The 26,912-nt window shown below is 59.2% G+C and carries 24 protein-coding genes; 14 read left to right on the top strand and 10 right to left on the bottom strand.

The window, feature by feature from the left end; genetic code table 11:
* The 4 genes from ACYVHK_RS24070 (at position 1) to ACYVHK_RS24055 (ending at position 3,896) form a co-directional block, all read left to right on the top strand.
* On the top strand, positions 1-1,173 hold the full coding sequence (locus tag ACYVHK_RS24070; protein ID WP_460537503.1) for a methyltransferase domain-containing protein: 1,173 nt from the start codon (positions 1-3) through the stop codon (positions 1,171-1,173).
* 96 nt (positions 1,174-1,269) lie between these two features.
* Positions 1,270-1,920 (top strand): HAD family hydrolase, encoded by a 651-nt coding sequence (locus ACYVHK_RS24065; RefSeq protein WP_460537501.1) that lies wholly within the window; start codon positions 1,270-1,272, stop codon positions 1,918-1,920.
* Positions 1,917-2,963, top strand: coding sequence for an NAD-dependent epimerase/dehydratase family protein (locus tag ACYVHK_RS24060; RefSeq protein ID WP_460537499.1), 1,047 nt, complete (start codon positions 1,917-1,919; stop codon positions 2,961-2,963). The genes ACYVHK_RS24065 and ACYVHK_RS24060 overlap by 4 nt, the downstream gene beginning before the upstream one ends.
* Positions 2,964-3,098: 135 nt before the next feature.
* The gene (locus ACYVHK_RS24055; RefSeq protein WP_460537497.1) at positions 3,099-3,896 is read left to right on the top strand and encodes an FkbM family methyltransferase; all 798 of its coding nucleotides are present in this window, start codon (positions 3,099-3,101) and stop codon (positions 3,894-3,896) included.
* 145 nt (positions 3,897-4,041) lie between these two features.
* Here the strand turns inward: ACYVHK_RS24055 and rpoH are convergent, their stop codons facing one another.
* The gene (gene rpoH / locus ACYVHK_RS24050; RefSeq protein WP_460537495.1) at positions 4,042-4,890 is read right to left on the bottom strand and encodes an RNA polymerase sigma factor RpoH; all 849 of its coding nucleotides are present in this window, start codon (positions 4,888-4,890) and stop codon (positions 4,042-4,044) included.
* Positions 4,891-5,688: 798 nt separating this feature from the next.
* On the opposite strand from rpoH, the gene ACYVHK_RS24045 reads away from it, so the two are divergent.
* Positions 5,689-7,224 carry a glycoside hydrolase family 10 protein gene (locus ACYVHK_RS24045; protein WP_460537493.1) on the top strand — a complete coding sequence of 512 codons (1,536 nt, stop codon included), beginning with the start codon at positions 5,689-5,691 and terminating at the stop codon, positions 7,222-7,224.
* Between the two features lie 52 nt (positions 7,225-7,276).
* Positions 7,277-8,248 carry a M14 family metallopeptidase gene (locus tag ACYVHK_RS24040; RefSeq protein ID WP_460537491.1) on the top strand — a complete coding sequence of 324 codons (972 nt, stop codon included), beginning with the start codon at positions 7,277-7,279 and terminating at the stop codon, positions 8,246-8,248.
* A 64-nt stretch (positions 8,249-8,312) separates the two neighbouring features.
* Here the strand turns inward: ACYVHK_RS24040 and ftsX are convergent, their stop codons facing one another.
* The 3 genes from ftsX to ftsY all read right to left on the bottom strand — a co-directional run bounded on the left by ftsX (position 8,313) and on the right by ftsY (position 10,973).
* Positions 8,313-9,218 (bottom strand): cell division protein FtsX, encoded by a 906-nt coding sequence (gene ftsX / locus ACYVHK_RS24035; protein WP_460537489.1) that lies wholly within the window; start codon positions 9,216-9,218, stop codon positions 8,313-8,315.
* 15 nt (positions 9,219-9,233) lie between these two features.
* The gene (gene ftsE, locus ACYVHK_RS24030) at positions 9,234-9,887 is read right to left on the bottom strand and encodes a cell division ATP-binding protein FtsE (RefSeq protein WP_460537487.1); all 654 of its coding nucleotides are present in this window, start codon (positions 9,885-9,887) and stop codon (positions 9,234-9,236) included.
* A gap of 66 nt (positions 9,888-9,953) precedes the next feature.
* Positions 9,954-10,973 carry a signal recognition particle-docking protein FtsY gene (ftsY, locus tag ACYVHK_RS24025; protein ID WP_460537485.1) on the bottom strand — a complete coding sequence of 340 codons (1,020 nt, stop codon included), beginning with the start codon at positions 10,971-10,973 and terminating at the stop codon, positions 9,954-9,956.
* A gap of 227 nt (positions 10,974-11,200) precedes the next feature.
* On the opposite strand from ftsY, the gene rsmD reads away from it, so the two are divergent.
* Together rsmD and ppnP are read left to right on the top strand one after the other, a co-directional pair.
* Positions 11,201-11,782 (top strand): RsmD family RNA methyltransferase, encoded by a 582-nt coding sequence (rsmD, locus tag ACYVHK_RS24020; protein WP_460537483.1) that lies wholly within the window; start codon positions 11,201-11,203, stop codon positions 11,780-11,782.
* Positions 11,783-11,898: 116 nt separating this feature from the next.
* Positions 11,899-12,180 carry a pyrimidine/purine nucleoside phosphorylase gene (gene ppnP, locus ACYVHK_RS24015; protein WP_460537481.1) on the top strand — a complete coding sequence of 94 codons (282 nt, stop codon included), beginning with the start codon at positions 11,899-11,901 and terminating at the stop codon, positions 12,178-12,180.
* A gap of 92 nt (positions 12,181-12,272) precedes the next feature.
* On the opposite strand, the gene ACYVHK_RS24010 is transcribed toward ppnP, so the two are convergent.
* From ACYVHK_RS24010 to queG, 5 genes are all read right to left on the bottom strand, one after another.
* The gene (locus ACYVHK_RS24010) at positions 12,273-13,760 is read right to left on the bottom strand and encodes a YdgA family protein (protein WP_460537479.1); all 1,488 of its coding nucleotides are present in this window, start codon (positions 13,758-13,760) and stop codon (positions 12,273-12,275) included.
* A gap of 34 nt (positions 13,761-13,794) precedes the next feature.
* Positions 13,795-15,162: an adenylosuccinate lyase gene (purB, locus tag ACYVHK_RS24005; protein WP_460537477.1), complete on the bottom strand. Its 1,368-nt coding sequence runs from the start codon at positions 15,160-15,162 to the stop codon at positions 13,795-13,797.
* Between the two features lie 394 nt (positions 15,163-15,556).
* Positions 15,557-16,366 carry a glutamate racemase gene (gene murI, locus ACYVHK_RS24000; RefSeq protein ID WP_460537475.1) on the bottom strand — a complete coding sequence of 270 codons (810 nt, stop codon included), beginning with the start codon at positions 16,364-16,366 and terminating at the stop codon, positions 15,557-15,559.
* A gap of 39 nt (positions 16,367-16,405) precedes the next feature.
* The gene (locus tag ACYVHK_RS23995; RefSeq protein WP_460537473.1) at positions 16,406-16,798 is read right to left on the bottom strand and encodes a VOC family protein; all 393 of its coding nucleotides are present in this window, start codon (positions 16,796-16,798) and stop codon (positions 16,406-16,408) included.
* Positions 16,799-16,826: 28 nt separating this feature from the next.
* Entirely contained in the window at positions 16,827-17,939 is a 1,113-nt protein-coding gene (queG, locus tag ACYVHK_RS23990; protein ID WP_460537471.1) for a tRNA epoxyqueuosine(34) reductase QueG, read from the bottom strand.
* Between queG and tsaE the strand changes: the two genes are divergently transcribed.
* Both tsaE and ACYVHK_RS23980 read left to right on the top strand, forming a co-directional pair.
* On the top strand, positions 17,922-18,419 hold the full coding sequence (gene tsaE, locus ACYVHK_RS23985; protein WP_460537469.1) for a tRNA (adenosine(37)-N6)-threonylcarbamoyltransferase complex ATPase subunit type 1 TsaE: 498 nt from the start codon (positions 17,922-17,924) through the stop codon (positions 18,417-18,419). The two genes, queG and tsaE, sit on opposite strands and share 18 nt — an antisense overlap.
* Positions 18,371-19,666, top strand: coding sequence for an N-acetylmuramoyl-L-alanine amidase (locus tag ACYVHK_RS23980; protein ID WP_460537467.1), 1,296 nt, complete (start codon positions 18,371-18,373; stop codon positions 19,664-19,666). Before tsaE ends, ACYVHK_RS23980 begins: the two co-directional genes overlap by 49 nt.
* Before the next feature lie 60 nt (positions 19,667-19,726).
* On the opposite strand, the gene ACYVHK_RS23975 is transcribed toward ACYVHK_RS23980, so the two are convergent.
* The gene (locus ACYVHK_RS23975) at positions 19,727-20,107 is read right to left on the bottom strand and encodes a response regulator (RefSeq protein WP_460537465.1); all 381 of its coding nucleotides are present in this window, start codon (positions 20,105-20,107) and stop codon (positions 19,727-19,729) included.
* A 68-nt stretch (positions 20,108-20,175) separates the two neighbouring features.
* On the opposite strand from ACYVHK_RS23975, the gene mutL reads away from it, so the two are divergent.
* The 4 genes from mutL to ACYVHK_RS23955 all read left to right on the top strand — a co-directional run bounded on the left by mutL (position 20,176) and on the right by ACYVHK_RS23955 (position 26,905).
* Positions 20,176-22,017, top strand: coding sequence for a DNA mismatch repair endonuclease MutL (gene mutL, locus ACYVHK_RS23970; RefSeq protein WP_460537463.1), 1,842 nt, complete (start codon positions 20,176-20,178; stop codon positions 22,015-22,017).
* Positions 22,017-22,787: a hypothetical protein gene (locus ACYVHK_RS23965; protein ID WP_460537461.1), complete on the top strand. Its 771-nt coding sequence runs from the start codon at positions 22,017-22,019 to the stop codon at positions 22,785-22,787. The genes mutL and ACYVHK_RS23965 overlap by 1 nt, the downstream gene beginning before the upstream one ends.
* The gene (gene miaA / locus ACYVHK_RS23960) at positions 22,784-23,704 is read left to right on the top strand and encodes a tRNA (adenosine(37)-N6)-dimethylallyltransferase (protein ID WP_460537459.1); all 921 of its coding nucleotides are present in this window, start codon (positions 22,784-22,786) and stop codon (positions 23,702-23,704) included. Before ACYVHK_RS23965 ends, miaA begins: the two co-directional genes overlap by 4 nt.
* A gap of 612 nt (positions 23,705-24,316) precedes the next feature.
* A complete protein-coding gene (locus tag ACYVHK_RS23955) occupies positions 24,317-26,905 on the top strand; it encodes a TonB-dependent receptor (RefSeq protein ID WP_460537457.1) in 2,589 nt (862 codons plus the stop codon).
* Positions 26,906-26,912 lie beyond the last annotated feature (7 nt).

Below are 26,912 nucleotides of genomic sequence, written 5' to 3'. Positions count from 1 at the left end.
ATGCAAGCTTCACGTCCTTGCCCTGTCTGCTTTGGTAATCGAGCTCGGGTGCTTTACAACAATGCCATGGCGCCGATCTCGACCACTGAAGTGGTGCTGGACATGAGTTACCGCGTTGCGTCCTGCCAGGATTGTGGCATGGCGTACGCTGATCTACTACCGCCCCCAGAGCAGTTTGATATCTACTATCAAGCAGCTTCGAAGTACGATCTGATCAGTGATTCGGCTAATGTGCCTTTGATGGTGCAAGCCTTGGCTGATGATTCTGTCGGCTATTTGCAAGCGCGGCTGCCGAATATGCGCTCGATCTATGACATCGGTTGTTCGGTCGGGGTCTTTTTGGCGGGCTGCAAGGCGGCTGGCGTGAGGCGAGTCTCAGGAATAGATCCGGCACCGCGAGCCAAGAGTCTGGCAGCTAGCCTCTATGGTATCGATATCGACACGGGCTTCTTCGATGGGTCGCAATCGTTGGTCGACTGGGATGTGGTCTCTGTGATGGCGGTACTGGAGCATCTGTGGTCTCCGCAGGCTCTGCTGACCAATCTGGCGAAGCAGATGCGTCCCGGGGCCTGTCTATTGATAGAAGTACCCGCCGGTGATTGCTTTGGGAAAATTGAGGGTGAGGTTTTTGGCGAGTTTAGCTTGGAGCATATTAACTTCTTCGGTCGTGCCAGTTTAAGGGAGCTGGTATTGAAATCGGGGTTTGTCGAAGTTGATAGCACATATTGCTTCTATCCAAATAAAACCTGGGGCGTACGTGGATTGTTCGAATTGCAAGGCGAGGTTGGTTTGAACAGTTCGTCTCATTATGATGAGGCGCTAGTCAGCAGCATGGATAGGTATGTGAAGTCTGGGATGCCAGCGCAGGCTCTGCAACAACAGCGATTGCAAGCGCAATTGGCAAAAGGCGATGTCGTTATCTACGGCGCGGGAAGCCATACCTCTCGCCTGTTGGGTTCGTTGAATTCATCCTACGGAAGGCCTCTGGCCCTTCTGGACGGCAACGTGAATCTGCAAGGGAAGGCGATGAGCGGCATACCCATCTTGCCACCTGAAAGGCTGATTGATTTTCCTGATGCGACTATTGTGATCTCCAGCTATCACGCCCGGAGCGCTATCCGGCAATTTATTGATCAAAGATTCAAGAATGTCATCGTGGATTTATACGATTGAATACACAGCCTTGATTGGCGTGTGATATTCCACCCCTAACCTACCGTGGGCAATTTCTATATTGAGTTGGCCCAGCCACAAGGGTTTTCCGAATTTATGAAACTACAAGAAAATGCCTATTCTCCGCATTTCATACTCGATCTCGATGGGACGTTGATTGATTCTGCACCAGGCATATTGAGTACGTTTGAGCATGTTTTGATGGAGCATGGCGTCGCACCACTGCACCCCATTACCGCCAGTTTGATCGGTCCTCCATTGTTGTCGGCATTACGAGAGATGACCGGGATTAAGGATGAAACCAGGCTACGCTCTTTGGCGGATAGCTTCCGGCAGATTTATGATCATGAAGGGTATCGGTTATCTTTACCCTATCCAGGTATCGAGGATCTGCTGGTGGGCTGGCAGCAACGCGGTACACCTGTCCATATCGTGACGAACAAGCGCGAGATACCAGCCAAGCGCATTATTGCGCACTTGGGTTGGGATGCGCTTTTCCAGTCCGTTTACGCTATTGATAGCCGGACTCCTGCCTATGACAGTAAATCTGTGGCGATAGCGGCGCTGATCAGTGAACGGAAAATTTCTCCTGATCGTGCGGTGTATGTGGGAGATACCCTTGCTGACCAGCTAGCTGCGCAGGCAAATGGTTTGGCCTTTATTGGCGTCGCCTGGGGCTATGGTGCTCTCGCCGGTGAGGGGGTTGTTGTGGACGCCCAGACGTTGTCTGGTTGGGTGCCAGCATGACATTGTCGCTGCGGTCACCTTTGATTGCAGCGGACTTTGATCGCCTTGACGTTCCTCTGATGATGTTGACGGGACTGAGCGAGAAGCATCTGTTCCTGACAGGTGGAACGGGCTTCTTCGGGAAGTGGCTGCTTGCGGCACTGGATGCCTTGAACGGAAGGGGTATCCGGGTCAGCGTCGATGTCTTGTCACGTAACCCGGCAGGCTTTCTGGCGGCGGAACCGACTTACCAGGAAAAGAGCTGGTTACGGATGATTCAAGGCGACGTGACGGCACTCTTGCCTGGGAACATCCATTACGATTATGTGATTCATGCTGCGACAGATACCTCCGTGGCCGCGCAGAAGGACAAATACCAGCTGTTTGAGCAGATACTGAACGGGGGGCGCAGGATTCTTGACTTTGCCGCTGCGGGCGGCGCTCAGCGGATTCTGTTTACCGGCTCCGGGGCGCAGTATGGGCGCTTGCCGGATGACACCCACAGCTTTTCCGAAGACTGTGGTTTTGCGTGTAATGCCAACAGCGTGGACAGTGCTTATGGTGAGGCCAAGCGGGCATTGGAAACACTGGCGATGCTTCATGCGACGCGAAGCGGTGTTGAACCAATTTTTACACGATGCTTTGCGTTTGCGGGGCCTGGGCTACCTATGGATGGACATTTTGCTATTGGCAATTTCATCCGCGATGCGCTTTATCAGCCCGAGATATCGGTCAAGGCGCGTGGTGAAGTCTGGCGTAGCTATCTCTACGGTGCTGATTTGGCTATCTGGTTGCTAACCTTCCTGCTGCGTGGCCAAGCGGGGCAAGCCTACAATGTGGGCTCCAACGAGTTCGTGACACTCCATGAGTTGGCGCGCCGGGTAGGGGGCTTGCTGTCGCCTGGCAAGCCGGTTCTCCGTCCCTTTGCGGAGGACGGCGGGAACCGATCCCGCTATCTACCAAATATAGAGCGTGCGTTGACGATGGGGTTGGCGCCCTGGACTGATCTGGACATGGCGATTGTCAATACAGCAACTTGGTCCCGAGATATTTTCAAAGGATGAACGGTAGCCATGGTTGTTTCCACAACATTACTCATTTTACCCGTGCAGGGTGCTCGTTGATTTTGTTGTTCATTATGCTAGGCGTGACGGGATATCCCTGGGTGAGAACATATTTCAATATGGAAAGAAGTCAGTATGCAGAAGAGTAATCAGCGGCCGGTAGCATTTGTGCTTGTTTCGACAAACCACGGAAGCTTGTTGGTAAATCGTAACGATTTCGGTACGATCAATGGTGGGCATTACGGTTTAGGGTACCAACTGTTAACGAACTCTTCTTTTGAGCAAGCCGAGATTGATAGCGTTTTAAAGTTGCTGGAATCCAGAAGGCACAATTTCGGGGAGGGCGTCGTCGGTATAGATTGCGGTGCAAATATCGGCGTTCATACTGTCGAATGGGCGCAGTTCATGCATGGGTGGGGCAGGGTTATTGCATTTGAGGCGCAGGAAAGAATTTTTTATGCCTTGGCGGGCAATGTGACACTCAATAACTGTTTCAATGCCAGCGTAATATGGGCGGCGATCGGTAAGGAGTCTGGTTCAATAAGAGTCCCGGTGCCAGATTACTGTATACCCTCGAGTTTCGGTAGTCTTGAGATTCGGCAATCGGTGGACAATGAATTTATCGGCCAGGAAATAGATTACTCCGACGATAAAATGCAGTTGACCAAGATGGTTGCCATCGACGACCTGAATCTGGACCGGCTTGATTTCATCAAGATCGACATCGAAGGAATGGAAATGGATGCCTTGATGGGGGCGGAGCGTGCGATTACCAATCATAAACCGCAGATGCTGATAGAAAAGCTCAAGTCAGATGAGGCCGGAATCCGTAGCTTTCTGGAAGATAGGGGCTACAAGATTCTTCAGTTGGGTATCAATCTGCTCGCTGTTCACGAAAGTGACCCTGTCTGCGCGCATATCACGATCGTCTAGATAGCGTTCCGACAGCCGAGAACATCCGGTAAGTTCTCGGAGACTCAGCATCCAGGCTGTATTAGTCGAGCAATTGGACATTCCTGCCCGAAAAAAATACAAAAAGCCGCAATCAGCGGCTTTTTGTATTTTTGACTTCCAATAATTATGCGGGTGTCGCCATCGCTGCCTTCATTTTTTGCAAGGCCTTCACCTCAATCTGACGAATACGCTCAGCAGACACACCGAACTCCGCAGCCAGCTCATGCAAAGTCGCACCGCTATCATCGGCCAACCAGCGTGACTCCACGATACGTCGGCTGCGAGCATCCAGCGTATCCAGTGCGGCCTGCAGGCCTTCACCTTGCTGATAGTCGACCGCGCGGCGTTCGAGTACGGCTACCGGCTCGCTGTCGTTATCGGCCAACCAGTCGATGGGGGCATAGCTGTCTTCGTCGCCGTCATCCGCGACCAGCGCCACATCATGGCCGGTCATGCGGGTTTCCATCTCCAATACTTCTTCACGCTTGACGCCCAAGTCGTCAGCGATCTGCTGGGCTTCCTGATGGGTCAGGGCGTTCATGCTGGACTTCATGCTGCGCAGATTGAAGAACAGCTTGCGCTGCGCCTTGGTGGTGGCAATACGCACCAGACGCCAGTTACGCAGAATGTATTCGTGGATCTCGGCACGGATCCAGTGCACGGCGAAGGAGAAGAGGCGCACGCCCCGAGCTGGCTCGAAGCGTTTGACGGCTTTCATGAGGCCGATATTGCCCTCCTGGATCAGGTCGGCCTGCGGCAAGCCATAACCAGCATAGCCACGGGCGATCGAAACCACGACGCGCAGGTGCGACATCACCAGTTTACCGGCCGCGTCGAGGTCATTCTGCTCGTGCAGGCGGGTAGCAAGGGCGGTCTCTTCTTCGGGTGTCAGCAGCGGTATCGCGCTGATCTGCTGGATATAGCGATCCAGACTGTCACCGGAGGAGATTACTGGCAGGGTCATCGTCGTCATCGTTGCTGGCTCCTTTGCACTGCGCCTATTTCCGCAGCGACTTGATATTAGCACTCTCGTTCATTGAGTGCTAACGGTTGGAAAAGTTCACGATGCGGTATTGGTCGAGGAGCGTCCGCTCGATCTGCTGCAAATCAGTCACGCTAAGTGTTTGGTAGAGATCCTACGGATTGATGCATGCGCCGCGCAAAGTGATGAAAGCAGGGCTGAAAGCCTTGATGGGTCTTGGTTTTAGGGTGAGATGGCTGTGCCTGATGGTCGGTATCTTGCCACCCGCCAGCATCTCTGCTCGCTCGAAACGGGCCTACTTTGATATGGCCATTTGGTATAATAAATAAGATTTATATTTCAAATAAATCTAAGTGCGACAAATGATTGCGGGCTTAGTATTGTGATTGAGGCCAGGCAGGGGGCGCGCTCGTATGCTGGAAACCGGCTCCTGTGGGGCCAAGCATTGGTGATGTTTTCGGGCTTATTGCTTGGGCCGTGGCGGGTGATATGCGATCCTGCGCACCTGGGCCGACAGCGTCGGCTGATCTGCAGGTGATGCCCTTGCCCTTTTCTGCGTTTGCTACGGTGTGTCGGCTTTCTCTACGCTTTGGCCGTAGCGGCCGCCTTGATTATCATTTGCTTGCCATTGGTCTTGTTTCGCAATTGCTGCTGGCATGTGCGACACCTACACCTACACCTACCGCATTCCCCGATCCTGCCCCGGCACCTGCTGAGACGCCAGCTGCTCATGTCGACAGGAAGACGACGGCCCCGACTGCGCCGGCTTCTCCGCAAATCGGCTTTGCCATGCCGCCACCGGCACCGCGCGAATTCCGGGCCGCCTGGGTGACGACGATAGGCAATATCGATTGGCCCAGTCGCCCCGGATTGACATCTGCGCAGCAGCAGGCTGAGTTAAGAACCATTCTGGATCGGGCCGCTGCACTGAAACTCAATGCCATCGTGTTGCAGGTGAGGCCGGCGGCCGACGCGCTCTATGCGTCGCAGATCGAACCCTGGTCGGAGTATCTGAGTGGCGTGCAGGGTAAAGCGCCTGATCCCTACTATGATCCGCTTGCCTTATGGGTCAGCGAAGCCCATGCGCGCGGCCTGGAGCTGCATGCCTGGTTCAATCCCTTCCGGGCGCACTATGCGCGTGCACGCTCTCGCCTGGATGCCCGACATATTACCCAGGCAGCGCCAGCATTGATCCGAACCTATGGCGAATTCAGCTGGATGGATCCAGGTGAGGCGCAAGCGGTGCAGCATACTTTGGACGTGATACTCGACGTGGTACGGCGCTATGACATTGATGGCGTGCAGATTGACGACTATTTCTATCCCTACCCGGTCATTGGCCGTAACGGACGTGAATTGCCGTTTCCTGATGACGTTACCTGGCAGCGTTACCGGGATGACGGTGGTACTTTGAACCGTGCCGATTGGCGGCGGCAAAACGTCAATCAACTGGTGGAGCGGCTTTATCATGGCATCCATGCGGAAAAGCGCTGGGTGAAGTTTGGTATCAGCCCCTTTGGTTTGGGGCGGCCGGATCGGCGGGCGCCGGGCATCGTCGGTTTCAGCCAGTACGACAAGCTGTATGCCGATGTGGAGCACTGGCTGGCTGCCGGGTGGGTCGATTATCTTGCACCGCAGCTGTATTGGCCCAGCGGCCAGAAACCACAAGCCTTTGGCCGATTGCTCGATGGCTGGTTGGCGGAGAACAGCCAGCAACGGCATATCTGGCCGGGGCTCTATACCATGGGCCTGAGCAACACGCCCCGCCCTTGGCCGGCCGATGAGATAGTCCGGCAGATCACGCAGACGCGCGGGAAGCCGTTTGCCAATGGGCATATCCACTTTGGTTTTGGCCCTCTGCTGCAGGACAAGCAATCCTTACGCAGCCGTTTGGAGGCAGGTTTATATGCCGAACCCGCGGTGATACCCGCGTCTCCCTGGTTGGGGACTTCTGTGCCGTTGGCACCGATGATTGAGGGGGTAGATTGCGCCTCGACCGGCATAAGGCTGGATCTGGCTGTGACAGAGCCGGGCAGCAAGCTGGCAATTTGGCTATGGACGGGTTCCCGCTGGCAATTCCAGCTACAGGCCAGGCCGGGAAGGATGCTGCAGATTGCACCCGGTAGTGATCGTGCAGTCTTGTCCCTGATCGACCGGCTCGGGAATGAGAGCGAACGTCTACCTGTGGCGCCATGTTTACCATTGGCAGAAGCAAAGAGTGGGAGAGGCGCGGGCGTCAGGACCCTTGGCACCGTCCCAGAGGTCATCGAGGCCGGTGGCGTGCAAAAAGTTATCGATACGCCCGTCATTTCCCGCGCCAGGTAAGGCGCGTGGGATTTATACTGCCGGGCGTTTTTTACCCGGCCATCCTGACACCATGCACCATTTCAAATCCATCACCTATACCAGTACCCAGCCAGGCCCTCGTCTGATCGTATTGGGCGCCGTCCACGGCAATGAGATAGCCGGTACGAAGGGCATCTTGCGTGTGATGGAGGAGCTGGAGCAAGGCAGTCTGGTGTTGCGTGCGGGGCGTGTGACCTTTGTGCCGATCACCAATCCGCTTGCCTACGAGCTGGAGCGTCGTGCTGGTGATCGCAATCTGAATCGCAATCTGAGCCCGACCGAGGCGCCGCACGATTTCGAGGATCAGATTGCCAACTGGTTGTGTCCCTTGCTGGCCGAGCATGATGTGCTGCTGGATCTGCATTCCTTCCAGTCACCCGGCCGGGCCTTCACCATGGTCGGCCCCAACAACAATACCGAGGCGCTGGAGCCTTTCTCCCATGCGCATGAGGAAGAGGCGCTGGCTTTGCGGCTAGGCGTCGGGCGCGTGGTGGATGGCTGGCTGTCTACCTATGCGCGCGGCGTGGAGCGCCGCAATCGCCTGTTGGCCGCGGACGCTAGCCGCTCCCAGCAGTTGACGGCCGATGCGCGTTACGGCGTAGGGACGACCGAGTACATGCGTTCGGTCGGTGGCTATGCACTGACGCTGGAGTGTGGCCAGCATGCCGATCCCCATGCGCCGGAAGTAGCCTATCAGGCCATCCACAATACCCTTGCCCATCTTGGGTTGAGCGGTGAGGCTGACCCGGTCGCGGCGAGCGAAGTCGAAGCATTGCACCTGTACGACGTGGTCGACAAGGTGCATGTCGACGATGCCTTCAGCCGTACCTGGGCCAGCTTTGATCGACTGTGCAAAGGTGACGTGATTGGTACCCGCCACAATGGTGAGGTGCTGGTGGCCGATTGCGATGGGCATATCGTATTTCCCAACGCCAAGGCAGAAGCCGGGCATGAGTGGTTCTACTTGGCTCGCGCGACTGACCGTTTCGCTTCGATTGCCTGATTGCCTGGGCAGTACACGTAAAAAAGCCACGTCTCTGGACGTGGCTTTTTTACGTGTGATGGGCTCAAGCTTCCATGGCACGCAGATGTTTGCCAACTGACAGCAAGGCGCCAAGAAAGCTCAAGGCGATAACGGCCAGGAACGTGGCGAGCAAGGCGTCCGGCGCCGGCAGGGAGAGGGCGAAGCGCTCCCCATACAAGGTGGCCAGTTCGTCGACCGGTTTACTGAGCCGGTTCAGGCAGAGGGCTACCAGTGCCACGCCGACCACGCTGCCCAGCAGGCCTTGCAGGCCGGCAAAGTAGAGAAAGGGGCGGCGGATGAAGCTGTCGGTCGCCCCCATCAGCTTGCTGACTTCGATTTCCTCACGACGCGTCAGGATCTGCATGCGGATCAGGTTGGCGGTCACCAGCAGCAGGCCGGCGCCGAACAGTGCGGCGACGGTCAGTGTGGTCTGATGGCCCAGTTCGATGATGCTGGCCAGGCGGCGAGCCCAGGCGGAGTCGAGCTGGACGTGTTCCACTGCCGGGTCGGCCTGCAGGCGTTTGGTCAGCGCGTCCAGTGCGTCCGGGCTGGTGTTCTTGAGCGTCAGGCTGAAGGCATCGGGCAAGGGATTGCCACCCAGGCCGGCCAGCAGCTCGCTCATGCCGCTCGATTGTTCCAGATCCCGTAGGGCTTGCTGTTTGCTGATCAGCCGGGCGCTTGCGACTTCAGGCTGTTGGCCCAGCAGGGCCTGAACGCGTGCGACGTCTGTCGGGCTGGCGTTGGTCTGCAGGAATAAGCTGGCTTCCGGCTCGGTATGCAGGCGGCCTGCCAGCTGGTTCAGGTTGCCGACCAGGGTAAACAGGCCTAACGGCAAGGCGACCGCAATGCCCACGACCAACAGGTTCAAGGTGGAAGCAAGCGGACTGCCTGCGAACAGGCGCAGGGTGGAGGCCAGTGCTAGGCGATGCAGGCGCAACCAGTGTTTCATCGTCGTGCCCTCTTCTTATTGGGTGAACTGGCCCTTGGACAGGCGCAGGATGCGACGACCGTAGTCGGCCATCAGGGTTTCGTCATGGGCGGAGATCAGGATGGTGACACCGACCTGATGGAAGCTTTTGAACAGTTCCATGATGTCTAGCGCGTAGGCGCGGTCCAGATTGCCGGTGGGTTCATCCGCCAGCAGGATGGAAGGCCGGTGGACCACGGCGCGGGCAATGCACAGGCGCTGCTGTTCGCCGCCGGAGAGCGAGATCGGGTTCATCTTCTCGCGTCCCAGCAAACCCACCTTGTCGAGCGCTGCCCGGGCGCGACGTGCTGCTTCGCGACGGTCATAGCCGACAATGTCGAGCGGCAGCATGACATTGTCGAAGACGGTCCTGTCGAACAGGATCTTATGGTCCTGAAAGATCAGGCCGATGTGTCGGCGCACATAGGGAATAGCACCGCGACGTATGGCGGCCAGGTTCTGGCCATTGACCACGACCGAGCCCGAAGTGGGCTTGTCGATGCCGGCAATCAATCTCAGTAGCGTTGACTTACCGGCCCCGGAATGGCCGGCCAGAAAGACCAGTTCGCCGGTCTCGATCTGGAAACTGAGGTTCTTGAGTGCCTCATAGCCACCGGGGTAGCGCTTGCTGACCTGATTGAATTGAATCAATTTCGTCGATCCGTCATGGTGAGAACGTTGGATGGGGCGGTCATGCCTGGGTACGCTTGTTCCAGACTATTCGATCAGGGCGTCGATATAGTCCTTGGCCTCGAACGGCCGCAAGTCGTCGATGCCTTCCCCGACGCCGATAAAGCGCAGCGGAATGGCTTTTTGCTTGGCGATGCCTGCAATCACGCCACCCTTGGCGGTGCCGTCGAGCTTGGTCAGTACAAGGCCAGTCAGGCCCAAGGCGTCGTCGAAGGCCTTGACCTGCTGCAAGGCGTTCTGACCCGTGTTGGCGTCGAGGACCAGCAGGATCTCGTGCGGACCGGTCGGGTCGGCCTTGGCAATCACGCGCTTGACCTTGGCGATCTCGTCCATCAGGTGCAACTGGGTAGGCAGCCGGCCGGCAGTATCGGCCAGAACGATGTCGATGCCGCGCGCCTTGGCGGCGTTGATGGCGTCGAAGCAGACGGCTGCCGAATCGCCACCATCCTGGGCGATCACCGTGACGTTGTTACGTTCGCCCCAGGCAACCAGCTGCTCGCGGGCGGCCGCACGGAAGGTGTCGCCGGCGGCTAAGAGGACGCTCTTGTCCTGGCTCTGGAAGTATTTAGCGAGCTTGCCGATGCTGGTGGTCTTGCCGGCGCCGTTGACGCCGGCCACCATGATGATGAAAGGCTTGTGGCCTTCGATCTGTAGCGGTTGCTCCAGTGGCGTGATCAGGTCGGTCAATGCCCCCTTGAGGGCGCCGCGCAATTCGCTGGCGTCCTTGAGGCCGGCCAGGGTGACGCGCTGGCGCACATCCTTCAGCAAGTGTGTGGTGGCGTCCACGCCCATATCGGCCGTCAGGAGGACGGTTTCCAGGTCTTCGTAGAGTGTCTCGTCGATCTGCCCGCCGCCGAACAGCGCGGCCAGCTCCTTGCCGAGCTTGTCGCGGGTCTTGGCCAGGCCAGCCTTGAGCTTGTACTGCCAGACCTCCTTGGACGCCTGGGCGACATCCTTGGCAAGGACGGTGACGTCGGTGTTGAGGACCTTCCAGAGCTTGGAGCCCCAGCCGGCTTGTGGGTCTTGCGGAGTTTGCTTGTCGGACATGCGATTGATTCTATATAGAAACTGGCGCTGCCAGTGAGTTGGGGTAGGATTCTAGCCTTTCCCTCCTTGCACCCCAAGCCTAAAGCTTGCAATAGCCGGCTTTTTTGCTTGCGCCGACAAGGGCTTGGCGCAGCCGATCCCCGTTAGGGGCCTTGTTGAAAAAGGTCGGGTGGCGAGCGCCACTGGTGCGTTGTGTGCAAACCTAATCCCGTTTCTTATTCCTGTTTATGCCCAAACTTGTCCCTAAAACCACCAAGCCTGTCCGAGGCCGCAACCAGCTACGTATTATCGGAGGTGAGTATCGCCGGCGCATCCTGCCGTTCCCGGATGGCGAGGGGCTCAGGCCGACGCCGGATCGCGTGCGCGAGACGTTGTTCAATTGGTTGGGGCAGGAGCTGCACGGTTGGCATTGCCTCGACCTGTTCGCTGGCAGCGGTGCGCTGGGATTCGAGGCGGCTTCGCGCGGCGCAGCGCGGGTTGTCATGATCGAGCAGGCACGGCCGGCGCTGACTGCGCTGCGTGACAACAGTCAGTTACTGGGGGCCCGATCGGTGGAGGTGATACAGGCCGATGCCCTGAGCTGGATGGCACGCTGCCAGGAGCAGTTCGACGTGGTGTTCCTGGACCCGCCATTTTCGACCGATCTGTTGCCCAAGGTTCTGACAGCGCTGCGGCCCTTGTTGAAGCCGGAGGCGCGGGTCTATTTCGAGACCGCGAACTGGCCGGCACTGGAGGATTGGGAGCTATTGCGCGAGGGCAAGGCCGGCGTGGTGTTCTATGGCCTGCTGGCAGCGAAGGCTGTCGCCTGAACGTCCGGCCGGTGATGCCTGCCTGCGAACCGGCATAAAAGCCGAATCACTCGTTATGAACAAGCCTAGGTGAGTTGGGCATACTGTTTGTTCCCCAATCTTGCGAGCGAGTCAGCATGTTCAAGGTCAACGAATACTTCGACGGTACGGTCAAATCCATCGCCTTTGGCATGGCGGAAGGGCCGGCCACGGTAGGCGTCATGGCGCCGGGCGAGTATGAATTCGGCACCGCGCAACTCGAGGTCATGCACGTGGTAGCCGGTGCGCTGACGGTGAGGCTGCCAGGTAGCGAGCAGTGGCAAACCTTTGCTGCGGGTGACCGGTTCACGGTGCCTGGCAACAGCAAGTTCCAGCTCAAGGTGGCGGTCGATACGGCCTATCTCTGCGAGTATCGTTAGTTTCGGCATGGTTCGCCGGTTACTGGCACCGTGTTTCCGCTACCAGCAAAACAAAACGCCCGGTCTGTGCCGGGCGTTTTGTTTGTGCCTGCTTATTGCGCAGGTGCTGCTGGCGGTGCGGCCAGTGGCATCTGCCAAGGCAGCGGGATGTCCTTGCCGTTGACGTTCAGGTGGCCACCCTTCCATTGGGCGGTGCTGCTGAGGATGTCCCCTTCGGCACGGATCAGGTTCTGCTCGGTGAGCTTGCGGATCTGACTTTCCATCAGGTTGCGGGCTAGATTGTCGAGCTCTTCCGCATCGGGACGTTCGCCTTCTTCGGTGTCGACCGCGATCATGCCGCGTGCCTGCCACAGGACGTAGGTCTCGATGACCTGTTTCGGTACGCGCAGGTCAGCATTGGCTTGCAGCTTTTCCAGCAACTTGAGCGGGTTGTCCAGGTCCTTGTCCTCGAAACCCTTCAGCGCCAGGTCGGCCTTCAGCGCCACTTCGCCTTCCGGCAGCTTGATCGACAGCTGCTTGATGGCGAGCGAAGGATCGTTGCGGAGCAGTGGCAGGCCTTCCTTGCGGAATACGGCGAACATCTTTGCCGCCTGCTCGGTCGGATCAGCCACTTCGCGCTGGATACGCGTCACGGCCTGGCTCAGCTTGGCGAGCGTGGGGCCGTGCAGGTGGTTGGCGGCGACCGACAGCTTGGCAGGGCCGTAGGCCTTGCCATTGAGCGTCAGGGTGTTGAGGCCGATATCGCCGCTGGAATTGATGAAGTCGCCTTCGGCGCTGGTCTTCACCTGGTAGTTCACGCCTTCGAGCTTGGCGTCGAGCTTGGTTTCTCCTTCGGTCTGCTTGAAAGCAGCCGAAGCCAGCGTCAGCTTGCCGTCGCCGAGCATGATGCCGGCGGCGCCACGTGCGTTGTGCGATTCAAAGCGCAGGTCCTTGATGTCCAGCGTGCCCTTGGGACCGGCTTCAAAATGCAGGCCCGGCACCACGGCGTTGATGTCCACCTTGTTGAAGTCACCACCGTAGGCGATCGAGGCGTCCAGGCCTTGCCAGACCGTCTTGACCTTGGCCAGGGTTTCTTCATAGGTGAAGCCCGGCACCTTGATCGTGAACACGCCGTCATCGTTGAACTGGATGCGGTTTTCGATCTGCAGCGCCTTCTGATCGCCAAACATCTTTTTCAACAGCGCCTGGGTCTCGGCGGTGAACTCGATATCGGTGGTCACCACGGCCTTTAGCGGCGACAGATTGCCCTGGGCCAGCAACGGGAAGGGACCGTGCTTGATGGTCTGGGTGTAGCTCAGCTCCAGCTTGACCTTGCCGAGATCCTCCAGCTTGAGCATCTGGTAGGGTTTGAGCAGGTTCGGCGCGAGCGCGATGGTGGTGCGCTCGGTCGAACTGAACAGGCCGCGCTGGTAGTCACGCGACTTGACGGCAAAGTAGGGCAGGTCGGCGATCAGCTGGTGCTGCTTGGCCAGCGTCGTCTCTGCTTCCTTACCGGCCCACCAGCTGGCACCGGTGTAGGCGATGGCGAGCGTGCCGATGACGGCAGCGGCGATAAACGGAATCTTCTGCTTGGGGGTCACGTGGATGCGGGCCTTGGCGGGTTGGATTCAGGGTTCAGATATTCTTGGCCAGCTCGACGGCGCGACCGATATAGCTGGCCGGGGTCAGTTCCAGTAGGCGGGTCTTTTCCGCCTCGGGGATGGCCAGGGTCTTGATGAAGGCGTGCAGACTGTCGCGGTTGATACCGGCCTTGCCGCGGGTCAGATCCTTCAGTTGTTCATAAGCGTTCGGTACGGCGTAACGACGCATGACCGTCTGGATGGGTTCGGCCAGGACTTCCCAGTTGGCGTCGAGATCGCGCGCCATGGCGTCCGGATTGGCTTCGAGCTTGTCCAGGCCCTTGATGGCGGAGGCGTAGCCCAGCAGGGTGTAGCCGAGGGCGACGCCCATATTGCGCAGCACGGTGGAGTCGGTCAGGTCGCGCTGCCAGCGCGACACGGGCAGCTTCTGGCTCAGGTGGGTCAGGAGGGCGTTGGCCATGCCCAGATTGCCTTCGGAGTTTTCGAAGTCGATCGGGTTGACCTTGTGCGGCATGGTCGAGCTGCCGACTTCGCCTTCCTTGACCTTCTGCTTGAAGAAGCCCAGGGAGATATAGCCCCAGATGTCACGGTTCATGTCGATGAGGATGGTGTTGACGCGCGCGAAGTCGTCGTACAGCTCGCTCATGTAGTCATGCGGCTCGATCTGGATGGTGTACGGGTTGAAGCTGATGCCCAGGGATTCGACGAAGCGTTGTGCGAAGGTCGGCCAGTCGACATCCGGGTAGGCCGACAGGTGCGCATTGTAGTTGCCGACCGCGCCGTTGATCTTGCCGAGCAGTTCGACATCGGCAATGCGTTGGTGCTGCCGCTGCAGGCGGTAGGCGATATTGGCCATTTCCTTGCCCATGGTGCTGGGCGTCGCAGGCTGACCATGGGTACGCGACATCATGGGCTTGTCGGCCAGGGCGTGGGCGTGGGTCTTGAGGCGGTCGATGATGCCAGCCAGCGTAGGCAGCATGGCTTCACGGCCGGCCTTGAGCATCAGCGCGTGCGACAGGTTGTTGATGTCTTCCGAGGTGCAGGCGAAGTGCAGGAATTCAGTGACCGGGCCGATTTCCGGGTTGCCGGACAAACGTTCCTTGAGCCAGTACTCGATGGCCTTTACGTCGTGGTTGGTGCGGCTTTCGATGGCCTTCACTTCCTCGGCGTGGGCTTCGGAGAACTGGGCGACGACCTCATCGAGCTCGGCGATGGTGCTCTTGGAGAAAGCCGGGACTTCGGCAATGGCAGGTTCTGCCGCAAGCGCCTTGAGCCACTCCACTTCCACCTTGACCCGGTACTTGATCAGCGCAAATTCGCTGAAGCAGTCACGCAATGCATTGACTTGCTTGTGATAGCGGCCGTCGAGCGGGGAAAGGGCGGTAAGCGTGGAGAGTGTCATGGTGCAAAAAATCCAATCAAAACAAGCGCGAGATTTTAGCACGGTAGCCGAGCGCACCGCGTTGCGACAGCAAAAAAGCCGGGGGCTGCGGTAATTTGACCGAATGACGGCGGGACTGGGCTATTGAGCGGTAAAACAGCTATTTAGCGCCAAGGTGGTTTTCGGCAGTAGCGGTCTTTCGAGCTTACGCCTTCTGACGAAGGCGGTCCGTGCGGGGCTGAAGACCCGCCCTGCTTGGAGTCGCTCGAGTTGTGCAGCATAGAAGCGTTCAGCTAACCGCCCGGCATTCCCCGCAAGGAGGAGGCCGAAGTAGTAAGCCACCTAAAGGTGGCAACGACTTCGCTCAGCCGGGCGCTGAGATAAACTTGCCTGTATCACAAACCTAAATCCGTGATCACAACTGCACCATCTCCAGATGCTTGAGACTGCGGCCGAGGAAGCGCTCGCCTACGGTCTGGAAGCGTAGCGGGATGTCGGTGACGTAGTAGCGGTAGGTCGCTTCACCGCGCTGCGGGTTGGCAAGACCCAGTTCGGTGAGGGTGGCGGCGACTTGTTCGGCGACGCTGACGGCCGAGTCGACCAAGCGAATGTCATTGCCGACTTCATCGGCCAGCAAGGGCTTGATCAGCGGGTAGTGGGTGCAGCCCAGGACCAGGGTGTCAATGCCTTCGGCCAGGACCGGCTTGAGGTATTCCTGAACGGTCATGCGGGTGACCGGATGATCCAGCCAACCTTCCTCGACCAGCGGAACCAGGAGCGGGCAGGCTTGCGAATAGACGCGGGCGTCGGCATTGAGGGCGTGGACGCCCCGGGCGTAGGCGTTGCTGTTGACCGTGGTAGGGGTGGCGATGACGCCGATGGCGCCGTTGCGCGTTACAGCAACGGCATTGCGGGCGCCGGCTTCGATGACGTCGATGACCGGAACCGAGACCCGGTTACGGATTTTCTGTGCCGCCACCGCCGAGATGGTGTTGCAGGCGATGACCAGCAGCTTGACCTCCTGTTGCAGCAGGAAGTCGACGATCTGTTGCGAGAATTGCTCGATGGTCGCGACCGACTTGACGCCATAGGGAACGCGGGCGGTATCGCCAAGGTAGACGATGTCCTCGAACGGCAGGCGTTCCATCAGGGCGCGGGTGACGGTCAGGCCGCCGATACCGGAATCGAAAACCCCGATGGGGCGGGAGGCGAGCGGGGAAGGCATGGCGAGATGGGTGTTGGGTGGGAAGAACGTGATTCTACGTCAGCGGCGTGCTTCCATGAGTGCCAGTGTATTGCCTTCGCTGTCCTCGAAGAATGCCATCCAGAGCTCATGGTCCGGCAGGCGCGCCACCCTGTGCGGCATATCCCTGGCCTTGGCACCGTTCTCAATCATGCGGGCATGGTGGGTGTCGAGGTCGTCGACCTGGTAGTACAGCACCGAAGCTGGCCAGCCGGTGACGCCTTCCGGTCGGGACAACATGAACCGCACGCCACTGCAGTCGAAGAAAGCGAGGCCGGGCGGTGCGGTGAACAGCAAGGGCAAACCCAGAACATCCCGATAGAAGATGGTCGCGCGCTCGATATCGTGGACGGGCAGGGCGATCTGGCCCAGCTTGATGGAAGCGGTCATCCTGGCGGCCTTCGGTAGCGTCATGCCTGCAGCATAGCGGTGCCCGTCGGCCTTAGCCTTTGCTGATCGGCCGTGACCGGTGCTGTTGCAGGGCCCAGGCGACATGTTCGCGTACCAATCCGGAGGGATCGTCCTGGCGTGACTGCAGGGCGGCAATAATGTCGGGGCTGGTCGGCGCGTTACCGAGGCCGACGGCGATGTTGCGCAGCCAGCGCTCGTGGCCGATCCGGTAGATGGCGGTGCCGGCCAGGCGAGTCTGGAAGTCGGTCTCGCTCCAGCCGAACAGGCTGACCAGGTTGACGTCGTCTAGGCCGTTGCGGACGGCAAAGTCGCTCTCGTTTGCATCGATGGCAAAGCGGTTCCAGGGGCAGAACAGCTGGCAGTCGTCGCAGCCATAGACCCGGTTGCCGATCAAAGGTCGAAGTTCGGTGGGAATGCTGCCCTTGAGCTCGATGGTGAGATAGGACACGCAGCGACGTGCATCCACCCGATAGGGGGCGACAATGGCGCCGGTGGGGCAGACGTCGATGCACTTGCGGCAGCGGCCGCAATGTTCCTGTGGCAACGGTGGGTCGACAGGGAGTGGCAAGTCGGTGAACAGCTCGCCAAGAAAGAAGAAGGAACCGTGCTCCCGCGTCAGCAGCAGGGTATGTTTGCCGCGCCATCCCAGCCCGGCCTGGGTGGCGGCTTCGACTTCCATGACCGGTGCGGAGTCGACAAAGGCGCGATAGGAAAACGGGCCTGCGGCGGCAACGATACGGTCGGCCAGTTTCTGTAGGCGATTGCGCAATACCTTGTGATAATCGCGCCCCAGAGCGTAGCGAGAGATGAAGGCGGCGCTACCGTCCTGTAGCACGGCTTCGCTGTCGCGAGCCGTCGCCGGGCGGTAGTTCATGCGTAGCGAGATTACCCGCCGGGTACCGGGCACCAGCTCGGCGGGGCGGGCTCGTTTCATGCCATGGGCCGCCATATAATCCATTTCGCCATGCTGGCCGGCGTCGAGCCAGGCCTGCAGGTTGTGTTCGGCTGCATCGCCCAGGTTGGCATCGCCGATCACGGCCGCGTCGAAGCCCAGCTCGCTGGCCCAGCGCTTGATGTCGCTTGCCAGAGCTGTCCAATCCCGTTCAACGGCCGAGTGATTCTCCTCATGCATAGCCAAGATCATACCCTGAGTGCCTACCTGCCTGATGAGGCGGCTACCCTGGCCATGGGTGAGCTGCTGTCGCAGGCCATGCGTGGCGGTCTGACGGTCTATCTCGAAGGGGACCTCGGCGCGGGCAAGACCACGCTGACTAGAGGCATACTGCGGGGCCTGGGGCATGTTGGGCGGGTGAAAAGCCCGACCTATACCCTGGTTGAACCTTATGTTGTTTCTAACTTATACTTCCATCACTTTGATTTATATAGGTTTGCCGACCCGCTTGAATGGGAGGATGCTGGCTTTCGGGATATGTTCAACCCGGATAGCGTCTGCCTGGTGGAATGGCCGGACAAGGCGGCAGGTTTGCTGCCTGCGCCGGACTGGACCATCAGCCTGCTCCCGCAAGCGGAAGGGCGCGCTTTTACGCTTGTTGCCGGTACAACCCACGGAGCCGCATGTCTCGCCATCTTGACCGATTTCGCCCCGACGCCTCCCGCCGCCTGATGCTGCAGGGTGCGGTGGCGACGCTGTTGTTTGGCGTTGCGCCACGTGCCTTTGCCGGTAGCGCCGTGGTCGCCGTACGGGTCTGGCCGGCCAAGGCCTATACCCGCATCACGCTTGAATCCACGGCGCCGCTCAAGTTCAACCAGTTCATGGTGCCGGACCCCGATCGCCTGGTAGTGGATCTGGAAGGGGCCGACTGGGGCAAGGAGTTGTCCGAGATCGCCAGTCGTATCGGTACCGAGGACCCGTATGTGAAGCAATTGCGGGCGGGCCGCTACAAGCCGGGTACTGTACGAGTGGTGCTGGACCTCAAATCCGAGGTCAAGCCGCAGGTGTTTACGCTGGAGCCGTTCGGCGAGTACCAGCATCGGCTGGTGATCGATCTTTATCCGGCCAAGCCGGATGATCCGCTGTTGGCCCTGCTGGACGATGGCAAGGGACCGCCGGCCGCCGGCAAGTCGGAGAAGCCGGACGCAAAGCCGGAAAAACTTGCCAAGCCGGCACCGGAGACGGTGGATAAGGACAAGCTCGATGTCAGCCGGCTGGTGACGGTGGCGATCGATCCTGGCCACGGCGGTGAGGACCCCGGCGCGGTGGGCAAGGGCGGTACCTACGAGAAGACGGTGACGCTGGCAATCGGCAAGAAGCTCAAAGCCCTGATCGACAAGCAACCCAATATGCGGGCGGTACTGACTCGCGACGATGATTACTTTGTGCCGCTGGGGCAGCGGGTGGTCAAGGCACGCAAGGTGGGGGCGGACCTGTTCATGTCCATCCATGCCGATGCGTTCGTGAAGCCGGATGCGCGCGGATCGTCGGTGTTCACGCTGAGCGAGAGAGGCGCGACCAGCACAGCGGCCAAGTGGCTGGCGCAAACGCAGAACGAATCCGACCTGATCGGCGGCGTGAAGATCAATGTACGCGACCCGCATCTGGCACAGACGCTGCTGGACCTGACCCAGACCGCGACCATCAATGACAGCGTGAAGCTGGGCAAGGCGATGCTGTCGGAGATTGGTGAAGTGAACCGTCTGCATCGTGGTCAGGTGGAGCAGGCGGCATTCGCGGTACTGAAAGCGCCGGACATTCCCTCGGTGCTGGTGGAGACGGCATTCATCTCCAATCCGGAAGAAGAGAAGAAGCTGGCCGACGAGGGCTATCAGGACAAGATGGCGGAAGCGCTGCTCAGTGGCCTGAGGCGCTACCTGGCGAAGAACCCGCCGCTGGCGCGGAACAAGCTGGCTTGATGAGGGATAAAAAACGGCCGCATGGCCGTTTTTCTTATGGTGACAGGGGTGGCTCGCCGTTCATGGCGCTGCCAGCGCCCGCTCGACGGTATCGGTCAGGCGGGCGGCGGTGAAGGGCTTGACGATAAAGCCGCTCGCTCCCAGTGCCATGGCGGATTGCACCCGGGTCAGGGTTGCTTCCGCACTGACCATCACGATGCTCGGTGGCGCCTTCATCTGCTGCAGTCTGGCCAGGATGTCGATACCGTTGGAGCCTGGCAGGTTGATATCCAGGAGGACGATGTCAGGTTGCTTGTCCTGGCAGCCTTTCAGGCCTTCTTCGCCGTTGGCTGCGGCACCCGCGAAGACCAGACCGGCATCGGTGAGGATGCCGCGTATCAGTGAACGCAGGACGCTGTCGTCATCGATGACGTAGAAGGTATGCGGTTTTTCCCCCACCATCCTGCTTCTCCAGGGTAGGTCCGGGTCGACTGGTATACTGATATACCGCTCCTGTCGTACCCTTGCCCATGTCCAGAATCCGTTTGCTACCTGATCATCTCGTCAACCAGATCGCCGCGGGCGAGGTGGTCGAGCGTCCCGCTTCCGCGCTCAAGGAGCTGCTGGAAAACAGCCTGGATGCCGGTGCCAGATCCATCAGCGTAGACCTGGCCGAGGGGGGAAGCAAACTGATACGGGTGGTGGACGATGGTAATGGCATCGCTCGGGAGGAGCTGGTGCTGGCGCTCAGCCGTCATGCCACCAGCAAGATTGCCAGCCTTGAGGATTTGCAGCGGGTGCGCAGTCTCGGTTTCCGGGGCGAGGGGCTGGCGAGTATCGCTTCGGTCTCGCAGTTGCTATTGAGCAGCCGCCTCAGCGGCAGGGCCGACGCGTGGCGGGTGGAGGCCGACAACGGCACCATCCACGAGGCGGAGCCAGCCGCCCTGGCATCCGGCACGACGGTAGAAGTGAGGGATCTGTATTTCAACGTGCCGGCGCGCCGCAAGTTCCTGAAGACGGCGGCAACCGAGTACGCGCATTGTGAAGACGTCTTCAAGCGGGTTGCACTGTCGCGACCTGACCTGACCCTGACGCTGACTCACAACGGCAAGGTGCAATGGCGGCTCAAGGCCGAGATGCCGGCGGAGCGCATGCGAGCCGTGCTGGGCAACGAATTCGCAGATAGCATGCTGACGATAGAGCAGTCGGCTGGGACCTTGCGTATCAGCGGTTTTGCCGGCTCGCCTACCCTGTCGCGTGCCGGGCGTGACGCACAGTTCGTATTCGTGAATGGCCGTTTTGTGCGCGACAAGGTGGTGCTGCACGCCGTGCGGCAGGCCTATCAGGATGTGCTGCACCTTGATCGGCAGCCGCTCTATGTCTTGTTTATTGAACTGGACCCGGAGGGGGTGGACGTGAATGTCCATCCGACCAAGACCGAGGTGCGGTTCCGTGAGTCCCAGGCCATCCATCGCTTTCTCTTCCATTCCCTGAACAAGGCCCTGGCGGAGACCCGTGCCGGGGCCGTGCCTGCGTCTGGGGCTGATGTGGCGATGCCGCAAGCGGACCATGCCTATGCACCGAGTTTCCAACAGATGCGTATGCCGCTGGCCAGCAACGAGGCGCCGGCGACTGACTTCTACGGGACCCTGTTTGGCGGTCTGCGCGAGAGCGCACGCGCCGAGATACCGGCTTGGGACGCGGAGGCCGCCAGTGCGCAGATGGCCGCACCGGCCTCGCCGGCCATGCCCCTGGCGGTGCGTAACCTGCCGGCGACCGAGCAGGACCTGCCACCATTGGGCTTTGCCTTGGCGCAACTACATGGGGTGTATGTTTTGGCGCAGGCACGTGACGGGATGATCGTGGTCGACATGCATGCTGCGCATGAGCGCGTCGTGTACGAGAAGCTCAAGACCAGCCTGGATCAGGATGCCTTGCCGACCCAGCCCTTGTTGATCCCGCTGGCATTCCCTGCTGACCGGCTTGACGTAGCGACGGTGGAAGAACATGGCGAGATGCTGGCCCGGATTGGCTTCGAGATGGCGGTGATGGGTCCCAACCAGTTGGCGGTACGGGCGATACCGATGCTGCTACGCGATGCCGACCCGGTAGAGCTGGCACGTACCGTGCTGGCGGATATACGCGAGGTGGGCGCCACGCGGGTGCTAACCGAGCGGCGGGACCAACTGCTGGCGAGCATGGCCTGCCATGGTGCGGTGCGAGCCAATCGCAGCCTGACCTTGCCGGAAATGAATGCCCTGCTGCGTGAGATGGAGGCGACCGAACGATCTGGGCAGTGCAACCATGGTCGACCGACCTGGTTCTACCTGGGCATGAGCGATCTGGACAAAATGTTCATGCGGGGTCAGTGATGAGCTTGGCTCTGCTGGTCAAGCTGTTTGCTGCGCCCTTGATGATTGCCCTGGCCAGCCTGGCTGGGAAGCGCTGGGGGCCGAATGTGGCCGGACTGCTAGGCGGCTTGCCGCTGGTGGGCGCGCCGGTGGTGCTGACGCTGTGGTTGAGCCATGGCAGCCTGTATGCGGCCGATGTCTCGCTGGCGGCGCCGGTGGGCGTGTGGGCCAATATCGGCTACATGCTGGTCGTGGGTTATGCCAGTGTGCGGTTCCGTTGGCCGCTCGCGATACTGTCCGGCTGGCTGGCCTATGTACTGGGTGCCGTGCTGCTACATTTTGCCGGCTTGGCGCATTCGGTATTCGTGGGGTTGGCTGCGCTGTTCGGCTTGTGGCTGGCGGCCGTGCGCTGGTTGCCCAAACCGCAGGCGGCACCCCTGCCTGTGCACCTGCCACGGGTCGAGATACTGACCCGCATGGCGGCGGCCGCGGGGCTGGTCCTGTCCCTGACCGCCTTGTCGGGTCTGTTCGGACCCAGCCTGACTGGTTTGTTTACCGGCGCGCCGATTGCCGCGTCGGTGATTCCCGCCTTTACTTATGCGAATGCGGGACGTGATGCCTTGTTGCTGGTGCTGCGTGGCTTCTTGACCGGTTTGATGGGGTTCGTCGTGTTCTTCTATGCGCTGGGTTACGGTATTCCTGCGCTGGGGTGGTGGGCCTTTGTGCCGGCCATGCTGGTGGGACTGGGCGTCGGTTTCACGGCCGCGCGTTATGCACGGAGGGCGGGATGAGCGACTTGCCGCGCGCGATATTCCTGATGGGGCCGACGGCCAGCGGCAAGACCGCGTTGGCGGTGGCGCTGTCCAAGCAGTTGCCGGTGGAGCTGATTTCGGTCGACTCTGCGCTGATCTACCGTGATATGGACATCGGCACCGCCAAGCCTGACGCGGCAACCCTGGCCGAAGCACCACATCATCTGATCGATATCATTGATCCGACCGAGAGTTACTCGGCCGCGCGTTTTCGTCATGATGCCCTGTCGCTGATGGCTGACATTACGGCGCGAGGGCGCATCCCCTTACTGGTGGGTGGCACCATGCTGTATTTCAAGGCATTAGAGGAGGGGCTGCATGAGCTACCGTCGGCCGAGCCAGCGATACGTCTGCAACTGGAGGCGGACGCAGCGAGCGTGGGCTGGCCCGCCATGCATGCCCGGCTCCTGCAGCTTGACCCGCCAACCGGGCAGCGACTGAATCCCAATGACAGCCAGCGTGTCGGGCGGGCGCTGGAAATCGTGCTGGCAACGGGCAAGCCGATGTCGCAGTGGCTCTTGGAGCAGCGCGACGAGCCTTTGCCCTACCGATTGACCAAGCTTGCCTTGCTGCCGGATGACCGGGCTGTGCTGCATGAGCGGATTGCGCTGCGGTTCGAGCAGATGCTGGCGGCTGGCTTTCTTGATGAAGTGGAACGCCTGCGCTCCCACTATGAGCTGGATCCGGACATGCCGTCCATGCGTTGCGTGGGCTATCGCCAGGCTTGGCAGTATCTGGATGGCCGTATCGACTACCCGACCTTGCGGGACACCGGCATTTATGCGACCCGGCAACTGGCGAAGCGACAGATTACCTGGCTGAGAAGCATGCGGGAGATCATGACGGTCGATGCGGCAGGTTTTGAAATGGACGAGATTGCTGCCTTGTTGCGTTGAAGCGTGCGGCTGCCGGCTCGTTTTGCTCCGCTCTTCCCCGGTCCGAAAGAAAGATAATTACGGGCGGGTCCCGATTGTTCTCTGAGAATCAAGTAGAGGCTTGCTCGTGCCCGATTGTCTGAAATGACATTTAAATTATATTTAAATAATCCTTGTAATTGAGCTACCGGAATAAATGTCAGCATTTAAAATTTATTAAATAGGCGTCACATAAATAAAACATACTGATTGGTATGTGTAATTGTTTAAGTGTATTTGTAAAAAAGTATGTCCGTTGAGGTCTGATAAAATACCGACCAGTTTGTTTATTTGCTCCCAAGACTGAATTTCGGATGGGTGATTTTATGTAATTAATTGATGCAAAAGGACAATTTTCTTAATTTCAATCGTCACTCTGGATTGTCTTGTTGCAGTGTAACAACGTCTTTTTGTCGTATTTGTATCGCTTCGTCACATCAATGCAACGTATGGGCTATCGTTTGCGGGTCGTCTCATTGTGCCTGATTGATCATCGGGCCGATCGAGGGGGTACGCATTGGGTCTCACGGCACTCTTGTTAACCATCTGAATGCACTGGGCCATCCATATCAGCTGTCTAGGGGAGCAATACTGGTGAAAATCAAGAATCTTGCATTTGCGATCACGATGATCGGCGTCAGCGCTGGCGCGCAGGTCCTGGCTGCAGACGCCAACGAAACGCAAAAGATTGAAGTTACGGGCAGTAACATCAAGCGCGTATCGAAGGAAACGTCCTCGCCCGTTACGGTGGTGACCCGTAAGGAAATTGAACAGAGCGGTAAGGCTACCGTGGCCGAGGTGCTGCGTGCAGTCAGCGCCAACACCGGCGGCAGCTATAACGAAGTCTTCAGCAACTCCTTCTCCCCTGGCGCATCCGGTGTTTCGCTGCGCGGCCTGGGCCAGAAGGCTACGCTGGTCCTGCTGAACGGTCGTCGTGCCGCCAACTATGGCTTCGCACAGAACCTGCAAGACAGCTATTTTGACTTGAACAGCTTGCCTGCTTCGGCGATTGAACGCGTAGAAATCCTGAAGGACGGCGCCTCCGCCGTGTACGGTTCCGACGCGATCGCCGGTGTGGTGAACATTATCCTGCGCAAGAATTACCAAGGTGCGGAAGTCTCCGCTGGCTATGGTATTTCGAGCGAAAACGACATGGGCGAAACCCACGTTGCCGTGACCGGTGGTATCGGCGACCTGGCAAAGGATCGCTACAACGTCCTCGCATCGTTCGACTACTTCCAGCGTGACGGCATCACCCTGGCAGACCGTGATTCCACCAAGGATCAGGACTTCAGCAACCAGCCTGGCGGTTTGTTCGGCTGGGCAACGTCGGCAGGTACCTACCGTCGTGGTACCGATCGTCAAGCGTTTGCCAAGTGTATCGGCCCTGGCGCGGTGATGGATGCCACCGTTTTCGGACTGACCGGTACCGCTTGTGCCTGGAACCCGGCGTCCTTCCTCAGCGTGATGCCTGAAACCAAGCGTGCCAACGGGTTTATCCGCGGCACCTTCGATTTCGCCGAGAATCTGCAGGGCTATGCCGAGGCCTTCTTGTCCTCGACCGAGACCAAGCAGACCTTCACCCCGGCTGGTATTACCAACTCCGGTATCCACTACAACCCGGCAACGGGCGGCGTGACCGTAGAAGACTACCGTCTGCCGGTGGGCAATCCCTCCAATCCTGACGCCGCACCGGTCGCGATCGGTTACACCTTCTTCGATGTTGGCCCGCGTAGCGCCAAGATCAAGAGCGATTCCTACCGTGCCTTGGCAGGTTTGAAGGGTGATATCGGTACCTGGAACTGGGATGCCGCAGCATCGACCTCCAAGAACAAGGCCCATCAGGACAACTATAACCGCGTCAATGCGGTTGTCCTGAAGCAGATGATTACCGATGGCAGTTACAACTTCGCTAATCCGGCAGCCAATACCAACGGCCAGGCTGACAAGCTGCGTCTGACCGTGGTACGTGAGTCCGAGTCCAAGCTGGATACCTTCGACGGCAAGATCTCCGGCGAGTTGCTGGAACTGCCGGCGGGTATGCTGGGCGCGGCCTTTGGTGTGGATTATCGTAAAGAAACACTGGCCGACCGTCCTGATGCCAACCTGACCCAAGGCCTGGTTCTGGGCCAAGGTGCTACCGCCACGACCGGTTCGCGCAACGTGAAGGCGCTGTTCTTTGAATTGAATGCACCGATCGTCAAGAACCTGGAATTGAACCTGGCTGGCCGCGGCGACGATTACAGCGACTTTGGTTCGGCATTCTCGCCTGCTCTGGGCCTGAAGTGGACCCCAATCAAGGAGGTGCTGTTCCGGGCTTCTGCAGGTAAGGGCTTCCGCGCTCCGACGCTGGCTGAGAACTCGCAATCGAGCGCAACGTTCTTCACTACGGTGACTGACCGTTTCCATCCGGTCCCGTCGCAGCGTAACCGCTCGTTCAGCATCGCTGGCGTCTACACCGGTAATCCGGATCTGAAGGCGGAGCATTCCCGTAACTTCAACCTGGGTATCGTGATCGAGCCTTCGGCCAACTTCAACGCCAGCCTGGATCTGTACAAGATCCGTCAGAAGGATTTGGTCTCGTCCGATTCGTTCCAGTTCATCGAGAACAACGAAAACAACCCGGCCTACTCCAAGTTCATCGTTCGTGACCCGGTCACCCAGAACATTTCGTTCATTACCAGCGGCTACAAGAACCTGGCTTATGTCGAGACCAAGGGTCTGGACCTGAACCTGACCTATCGTTCGAAGGCAACCCAGTTCGGCCGCTTCACGACCGCACTGGATGCAACCTACCTGATCTCTTACAAGGTGCCGCCAGCACTGGGTGAGGAAGCTGTCGAGTATGCGGGTAACAACGGCTACGGCGCGCTGCCTCGCACCAAGGGCAGCCTGACCTTGGGTTGGGACAAGAACGAGTGGACCACCAAGGTCAAGCTGAACTACACCTCGGGCTGGCAACAGCAAAGTGCCGATGGCCAGGACCGCGTTGCCGGTCAGGTCACCACCGACGTGTACGCCAACTATGACGTGACCAAGCAACTGGGTCTGTCGTTCTCGGTTCTGAACGCGTTCAACCGTACGCCTCCGTATGATGCATCGGACGCGTCCAACGGTTTTGACTTCACCCAGTACGATCTGCGTGGCCGTTACTACCGTCTGACCGCCAACTACAAGTTCTAAGCAGCAA

This window comes from Chitinimonas naiadis (genome assembly GCF_054780835.1).
Note: the sequence above shows the minus strand (reverse complement) of the source record. Positions and strands in the feature narration are given on the sequence as shown.